At 74.5% G+C, this 4,251-nt stretch carries 3 protein-coding genes; all 3 read right to left on the bottom strand.

From position 1 onward, the window contains the following. The gene (locus CKO43_RS25065; RefSeq protein ID WP_200380369.1) at positions 1 to 1,638 is read right to left on the bottom strand and encodes an asparagine synthetase B family protein; all 1,638 of its coding nucleotides are present in this window, start codon (positions 1,636 to 1,638) and stop codon (positions 1 to 3) included. Positions 1,639 to 1,709: 71 nt separating this feature from the next. After that, positions 1,710 to 2,657 (bottom strand): glycosyltransferase, encoded by a 948-nt coding sequence (locus CKO43_RS25060; RefSeq protein WP_200380368.1) that lies wholly within the window; start codon positions 2,655 to 2,657, stop codon positions 1,710 to 1,712. An 18-nt stretch (positions 2,658 to 2,675) separates the two neighbouring features. Further along, positions 2,676 to 4,251 (bottom strand): asparagine synthetase B family protein (locus tag CKO43_RS25055; RefSeq protein WP_200380367.1); only part of this gene is annotated, 1,576 nt, incomplete at its 5' end.

Here is a 4,251-nt window from a genome sequence, read left to right as displayed (position 1 = left end):
TCATCGGGTCTTGCTCGGGTCGGTGCGGGCCTGCAGCCAGGCGTCGAGCACGGCCAGCGCCCAGACGCGGAACGCGAGGCCCTGTTCGCCGTGCGCCAGGCCGTCGGCCAGCCGCTGCACGCCGGCGGCGTCGATCAGCCCCCGATGCTGCCAGCGTCCGGGGTCCAGATGGCGGCGCACCAGCCCCCCATCCTCGTCGGCCAGCAGCGCCGGCAGCGGGAAGTCGAAGCCGTGTTTGGGTGTGTCCCAGAGCGCGCGGGGCAGATGGCGCGCCAGCAGCGCGCGCAGGATGCGTTTGGGCTCGCCGGGGCGCCAGCGCCAGTCGGGCGGCAGCGCACGCAGCAGGCGCTCGGCGGCGGTGCCGGCGAAGGGGAAACGCAGCGCCTGGCCGCTGGCGAGCATGGCCTGCGTCAGGCGTTCCGACGGCATCGCGTCGAGCAGCGCGCTGTAACGCTCGAAGTGCTGCCCGGGCCGAAAGCGCGCGAAGCTGCGGAAGAAGCGTGTGCCGGCGAAGGACACCGGTTCGCCGCACAAGGCCTCGATCTCGCCGCGGCCGAAGCCGCGCCAGCGGATCATGGTCTCGGCCGGGTGTTCGAAGTTCAGCAGTGGCGCCAGCCCGGCGGGCACGGCGCCTGCCAGCCGGCGGCGCCAGCCCGGCGGCAGCCGGCTCGCCCATTCGACGGCGATGCGCACATGGCGCGGCGGCATCAGGCCCAGGGCCTCGTCGGCGCCGGTGCCGTCGAGCACGGCGTCGAAGCGGCCGCGGCAGGCTTCCAGCGCCAGCAGCGTCGCCGGCGTCGACGGGTCGGCCAGCGGCTGGTCGGCGGCGGCGGCCAGGCGTTCGAAGGCCGCGGCATGCGCGCGCAGGTCGAAACGCAGCACCTCGTGGCGCAGGCCCAGGTGGGTGGCGATGCGCGCCGCCGCCGGTGCCTCGTCGAAGGGCGCGCGGTCGAAACCGACCGTCAGCGCCACCAGGTCGGGCCGCCGGCGCGCCGCCAGCGCGCACAGCAGCGCCGAGTCGATGCCGCCGCTCAGGAAGGCGGCGGGGTTCTGCGCGCCGTCCAGGCGCAGCGCGATGGCCTGGTCCAGCGCCGCTTCGACGGCGTCGACCGCGGCCTCGAACGAAGCCGGCACGGCGGGCCGTTCGAACTCCGCGAAGAACGTCTTTAGCTCGCCGCCGCGCCGGTGCAGCGCCTGGCCGGGTTCGAGCGCGCCGATGCCGGCGGCGATCGTTGCCGGTGCGGCGAGGTCGAGAAAGCGCAGGTACTCGTGCAGACCGGTGCGGGCGATGGCCGGTGCGCCGGGCGGCAGCAGCGCCGGCAGCCAGGAGGCGAAGGTGATGCCGGCGTCGGCCGGCGCCGCGTGGAACAGGTTGCGCAGGCCGGACGGGTCGCGGTAGAGCAGCAGTTCGTCGCCGTCGGCCAGCGCCAGCACGAAACAGCCCTGCAGCCGCGGCAGCAGCGCCGTGTGCCAGCGCCGCCAGCCGGCGGCGAGCACGGCGGCCGGCGGTGCGTCGGCCGCCAGCGCGAGCTCGGCGGCCAGTGCCGGCAGCGCGTGCAGCTCGCCGTGCCAGGCGACGAGCAGGCCGTCGCGGCGGTCGACCTGCAACTGCTGGCCGCCGCCCGCGGCGCAGCTCATGGCCGGCGCCGCTCCGGGCCGCCAGCAACCAGCGAAACCGAGCGCCGGGGGCGTGGCCGCGGGTGTGGCGCTCAAGCGTGTTCGCCCGGGCGAGCCGCGCGCTGCAGCCGGCGGTAGCCCTCGACTTCGCCGAGCGCGGCGGCGGCGCGCATCAGGAAGAAACGCCGCCGTGCCGCGCCGGGCGACAGCAGCGCGCGCGCGGCGTAGCCGGCGAGCTTGCGCCAGGCCCACAGCGGCACGCCGTCCGGCGGCACGCCGTGCCCTGTCAGGCCGACGGTGGACGCGGTGCGCCGGCGTGTCAGCCGCAGCAGGAAACCGAGTTCCAGCCGCGCCGGGTCGACGTAGTGGCGCTGCACGATCTGCGGCGCGTACCAGAGCCGGGCGCCGGCGGCCAGCGCGCGCAGGAACCACTCCGAGTCTTCGGAGCCGCCGAGGTCGTGGCCCACCGGGCCGAGCGTGGTGCTGAACGGGCCGATGCGCGCCAGCCACTCGGTGCGCACGACGGCGTTGCCGCCGCTGGGCAGCGCGATGTCGGGCGTGATCCAGCGGCCGGCATCGCCGCAGTCGAAGGTCGGCACCGGCAGCGGGTAGATGCGGTAGCGGCCGTCGTCGTGCACCCAGGCGGGTTCACGCCCGTCCCAGTCGGGCACGAGCCGGCCGCAGATCAGCGCCGCCTCGGGCTGCGCCTGGGCCGCGGCGACGATGGCCTGCAGAAAGCCCGGGTCGGCACGCTGGTCGTCGTCGACGAAGGCCAGCAGCGGCGTGTGCACCTCGCGCAGCGCCAGGTTCAGCGCGTGCGACTTGCCCTTGGCCGGCTCGGCCAGCCAGCGCAGCGGCAGGCCGCCGGGGCGCTGCGCCCGGGCCTCCAGCAGCGCGTGCGTGCCGTCGCGGCAGCAGTTGGCGATGACGAGCAGCTCGGCGCCTGCTGCCGGGCGCAGCGCGGCGTCGAGCGAGTCGAGCGTGCGCTCGAGCAGCCCGGCGCGGTCGTGGGTGCAGATGACGACGGTCAGCAGCGACACCGCGGGCCTCCGTCGCCTTCAGGCGCGCAGCGCGCGTGCCGCCGGCTGGCCCTGCATCCACTGCTCCATCATCATCAGGATCCACACCATCTCGCCGTAGTAGCCCGGGTGCGCGGGCAGCCGGTCGGCGAGCAGGCTCTCGATGAAGTCGCGGCGCACGATGCCGCGCCCGGCCAGCGACTGCAGCGTGTCGGTGGCGAAGGCCTTCAGCCCCGCGTGCCGCGTCGCCCAGACGCCGAAGGGCAGGCCGAAGCCCTGCTTCTTCTTCGCCAGGATCTCGTCGGGCAGGAAGCCGCGCAGCGCTTCCTTGAAGAACCAGCGCAGCTTGAGGCCCTTCAGCTTGTAGTCGGTCGGCAAGCCGAGCGAGAAGTCGACGACGCCGCGGTCCAGGAAGGGGAAGGCGACCGCGACCCCGGCCAGCGAGGTGCTGCCGCAGACCTTGGGCAGGTCGGACTCGGCCAGCGTGTAGCGCCAGTCGTAGGCCAGCATGCGGTTGAGCGCGCTCGCGTCGCCGGCTTCGGCCCAGACGGTGCGCTGCTGGCGCAGCGTGTCGGCCGCATCGACCCGGGCCAGGAAGTCGGGCGTGAACACCTCGGCCGTGCCCAGGCGCAGCAGCAGGTTGTACATCTGCATGCGGTCGGGCAGCGGCACCTTGGCCTGCTCGACGTAGCTGCGGCCCTTGCGCGCCAGCGGCAGCGCGCCGATCGGCGTGCCTTCCAGCAGCGGCTGCAGCAGCCCGCGGCGCAGCACGCCGGGCACGCTGTCGTACCAGCCGAAGACACGCTGCTTGGCGTAGCGCGCGTTGCCGCCGTAGAGCTCGTCGCCGCCGTCGCCGGCCAGCAGCCGCGTGACGCCGTCCTCGCGCGCCATCTTGGCGCAGTAGTAGGCCGGCAGCGCCGACGAGTTGCCGAAGGGCTGGTCGTAGTGGCGCGCGACCTCGGGGATGCTGCGCACCAGATCCTCGGGCGTCACGTAGTACTCGTGATGCTCGGTGCCGAAACGCTGCGCGGCGATGCGCGCGAAAGCCATCTCGTCGTAACCCTCGGCCTCGAAGCCGATCGAGTAGGTCGCGGCACGCCCGGCGACGTCCTTGATCATGCCGGCGACGGTCGAGCTGTCGGTGCCGCCCGACAGGAAGCAGCCGGGTTTGCTGCCGTCGAGCTCGCCGGCCACGGCCTCGCGCAGTCGGCCGCGGAAGGTGCGCGCCAGCGCGTCGAAATCCGGGCGCTCGACCTCGTCGAAACGCGGCTCCCAGTAGCGCCGCAGCTCGAGCTGGCGGCCGTCGTACCAGGCGCAGTGTCCCGGCGGCAGGCGGTACACGCCTTCGAACACCGTGCGCGGCGACGGGATCGAGTGGAAGTAGAGGAAGTCGTAGATCGCCTGCGGCGCCAGCGGCGCGGCCGGCTCGACGGCGGCGAGCGCATCGGCACGTTCGGCGAACAGCAGCCGGTCGCCGACGATGCGCCAGCACAGCGAGCGCACCGCGAAACGGTCGACGGCGAGGAAGACGCGGCCGCGCGAATCGGCCAGGCCGACGGCGAAGCTGCCGTCGACCGCGGCCGCGGCCTTGGCGGCGGCGTCCAGGCTGGTGATG

This window comes from Rubrivivax gelatinosus (assembly GCF_016583785.1).
GTDB classification, from domain to species: Bacteria; Pseudomonadota; Gammaproteobacteria; order Burkholderiales; family Burkholderiaceae_C; genus Rubrivivax; species Rubrivivax gelatinosus_B.
The sequence above is the reverse complement of the archived record's forward strand: the minus strand, read 5'-3'. Positions and strand labels throughout refer to the sequence as shown.

Coding starts and splice junctions, on each gene's coding strand:
- CKO43_RS25065 (WP_200380369.1), bottom strand. CDS start 1,638: ATGAGCTGCGCCGCGGGCGGCGGCCAGCAGTTGCAGGTCGACCGCCGC.